The organism is Niveibacterium umoris (genome assembly GCF_014197015.1).
GTDB classification, from domain to species: Bacteria; Pseudomonadota; Gammaproteobacteria; order Burkholderiales; family Rhodocyclaceae; genus Niveibacterium; species Niveibacterium umoris.
Genome location: NZ_JACIET010000013.1, coordinates 1 through 2,899, shown reverse-complemented (window position 1 = coordinate 2,899; position 2,899 = coordinate 1). Strand labels below are relative to the sequence as shown.

Here is a 2,899-nt window from a genome sequence, read left to right as displayed (position 1 = left end):
AGGTTGTCACCGCTTTCGCGCATGCGACGCAAAACGTCGCCGTTTTCATCGTCTGGGAAATCAACATCGGATGCCATAGAAGCCCTAACGTTGGACGTAACGGGCGCCGGAGCGCAGCGGAGGGAACCAAAATGCGCAGCATTTTGGCGTCCCGTTGACGGACTTGTTAGGCATGGGCGACCTCCCAGTTGGCGTTCTCGAACGCAATGGACCAAAACCCAGCGCTTCCGGGGAGAATTTCGATGACGCCGGAGAGGCGATTGGTGTCATTCAACGAATACTGGAAGGAGCTCACTTCAATCGCTGAGAAGTCTCTCGAGCTGAGCGGCCCGGAAATGTTTAGGTTCACTGTGGCCGCTTCGGATATATGGAGCGTGACAACCGAATATGACTGCGTTTCTTCATGAAACGGAGTTACTACCAGCGCAAAACCCTGGGCGTTTAGCGTGAGGCTTTCGATTGGCAGGTCGTGCCATTCAATTGCCCTTAATCGCGAAAGCGTCATTCGATGCCTAACGTTGGACGTAACGGGCGCCGGAGCGCAGCGGAGGGAACCAAAATGCGCAGCATTTTGGCGTCCCGTTGACGGACTTGTTAGCCGTCACTTGGCAAACCAGAAGCGTACCAGCGCCATGCAAAGAGCGAAAAGGTACGCGTAAGAGAACCGGTCGATGCGGAGTACCGGATAGCCCCGGCGCGCACGCAATGAACCCACATATGCCATGAACAGGCCCGTCGCCACCGGAGTGAAGACAAGATTGGCAATGCGCCAGATGGAAGCCGAAACAAAATGCGTGGGGAACACGAACAAGCTGATAGTGCCCGCAATTGTGCCAAAAATAGCGTAGCCAAAAGAAGCCAAGTAAGGGTTCGGTCTTCTTCGAAATGGCTCGACAAGCGCCTGAAGTCCAATTTCTGCAAGGGCTTCAAAGAACGCTTGGAGCAGAAACTCGCCAATGATTTCGAAAAGAAGTTCGAACATGTCGGGGTGCTACTTTTGCGGACGGCTAACGTGGAAGTAACCGGCACCGGAGCGCCAGCGAAGGGAACCCAAATGCGCAGCATTTGGGTGTCCGGTTGACTGCCTTGTTAGCCGCGCAACCGCTGCCCGATTGAGCCACCGAACGGCGGGCCGAAGGCACAAGGCGCCGAGCGAATTGAACCGCACCGCCAACAGCGCCGGCAAGGGAAAAGGCCCTTACTCTTGCACCAGCCCAAAAGTGCGTTGGCATGCGAACCGTAAGCCCGAAGAGCCCCAAACCGGAAGAACTCAAACCACCGCCAGCAGCTGACGGCGCCGCACTCGAAGCCGACACCTGACGAGTGCACGCAAGCCTTGCAGTGTGATGACCGTTGGCGCAGGAGAGGCGCTGCGGCGCCCCGGAACCAGCGCCGCGCCGAAGCAGCATTTCAAGAATTGACCACACGAAAAGAAAGCAATTCAAGGCGAGTGGCTAACGTTTGACGTGAGGGGCGGCCGGAGCCGCAAAGCGGCGGAGGGTATTTGCAAGCGCAGCTTGCAAACCGTCCCTCTCGACGGAATGGTTAGAGCGCATTTCGCTCCCCCTTGGGTTTGCCACGGATCAGCCGGACCAGCCAAGCAACGGCCATGACGATAATTACAAAAAGAGATAGCCCGACAATGAGTATTTCGCGGCCCCAAAGAGCGACAAACCCCCAAAAATCGAGGTGCTTGCCGTTTGGGAAAGGGTAGTAGATTGACCCAATCATGATTGCGAGCATGGCCACCAATGCGACAACAAAACCCAACCCAAGGCCGGAACTGTTTTGCTCTGCATGCGATGACGTAGGGGCAGCCATTCTTTTTGCGCTCTAACGTTGGACGTAACGGGCACCGAGGCGCAGCCGAGGGAACCCAAATGCGTAGCATTTGGGTGTCCCGTTGACTGACTGGTTAGGCGCTGCCGTCACTTCTTGCCCCAACGCCATTGTGGGCGCTCGCCTTTGACCCAGCAGATGGCAGTTAACGCGAGTGTGAGCACACCTGTGTAGGCGGCAAAGCCAGTTGTTCCATAGGTTGGAAGTACGGTAACCACGCCTGCCAGGACAAGGCTGAAGAAGAGGCCCAAAACGACCCAACCTTGCCACATTGTTGGCACGCCCCAGCCCCAGCCGTAACGTTTTGCGGGAAACCAATATTGCTTTTCGTTCGATGTCATAGCGCTTCCGTTAGCCGCAGAAAGAACTGCAAATAGGTGAAAGCATATTTCTTGGCGCAACAAAAAGCGGCGCCTAACGTTGGACGTAACGGGCACCGAGGCGCAGCCGAGGGAACCCAAATGCGCAGCATTTGGATGTCCCGTTGACGGACTGGTTAGGACGCACGGTTGCGCCTCGCACCGGAAAACGCTCCGAAGAGCAGTGAAACAATCACGAGGGTCATGCTCGGCACCCCAGCGGCAGCTTTGAAGTCCGCGAGCCCGAGGCCCGCGCCAAGTATTGCGACGCTGGCCGCAAGGGAGAACCCAAGCCCTAACTCAGATCGCCTCGCTCTCCGAGTACAAAGATAGCCGCCGATAAAACCAGAGGCAATTGAACCTGCGTCCATCCACACGTCAAAGAATGCCGACAGCCTAGCCATCTCTTTCTCAGCCTCTAACTCGCTGACCGCACTCAAGAAGGAAAGCAGGAGTGCCGTGGCACCCAGAACAACGAGGGAATAAAGCGCGGCAACGACTATGAGACCGATTAAGAACGACAGAAATAGGGATTTACGTTGGACCGGCACTGCGTCCGATAACCTTGCCTCTGGCGGTGAAAACAGATTCGAAGGCATTTGCGACCTAACGTGGAAGTAACCGGCACCGGAGCGCCAGCGAAGGGAACCCAAATGCGCAGCATTTGGGTGTCCGGTTGACTGCCTTGTTAGCCGCGCAAC

The 2,899-nt window shown here is 56.4% G+C and carries 5 protein-coding genes; all 5 read right to left on the bottom strand.

Going from position 1 to position 2,899, the window contains the following annotated elements; all coding sequences use genetic code 11:
- Positions 1-166: 166 nt before the first annotated feature.
- Complete coding sequence (locus GGR36_RS21545; protein WP_183638643.1) at positions 167-505, bottom strand: hypothetical protein; 339 nt, start codon at positions 503-505, stop codon at positions 167-169.
- A 96-nt stretch (positions 506-601) separates the two neighbouring features.
- Entirely contained in the window at positions 602-982 is a 381-nt protein-coding gene (locus GGR36_RS21540; protein ID WP_183638640.1) for a hypothetical protein, read from the bottom strand.
- Between the two features lie 563 nt (positions 983-1,545).
- Positions 1,546-1,821, bottom strand: coding sequence for a hypothetical protein (locus GGR36_RS21535; RefSeq protein ID WP_183638637.1), 276 nt, complete (start codon positions 1,819-1,821; stop codon positions 1,546-1,548).
- 107 nt (positions 1,822-1,928) lie between these two features.
- Positions 1,929-2,180 (bottom strand): hypothetical protein, encoded by a 252-nt coding sequence (locus GGR36_RS21530; RefSeq protein ID WP_183638635.1) that lies wholly within the window; start codon positions 2,178-2,180, stop codon positions 1,929-1,931.
- A 155-nt stretch (positions 2,181-2,335) separates the two neighbouring features.
- Positions 2,336-2,899, bottom strand: a 564-nt coding sequence (locus tag GGR36_RS21525) for a hypothetical protein (protein WP_221229658.1), incomplete at its 5' end; no start/stop codon positions are given.

Coding starts and splice junctions, on each gene's coding strand:
- GGR36_RS21530 (WP_183638635.1), bottom strand. CDS start 2,180: ATGACATCGAACGAAAAGCAATATTGGTTTCCCGCAAAACGTTACGGC.
- GGR36_RS21545 (WP_183638643.1), bottom strand. CDS start 505: ATGACGCTTTCGCGATTAAGGGCAATTGAATGGCACGACCTGCCAATC.
- GGR36_RS21535 (WP_183638637.1), bottom strand. CDS start 1,821: ATGGCTGCCCCTACGTCATCGCATGCAGAGCAAAACAGTTCCGGCCTT.
- GGR36_RS21540 (WP_183638640.1), bottom strand. CDS start 982: ATGTTCGAACTTCTTTTCGAAATCATTGGCGAGTTTCTGCTCCAAGCG.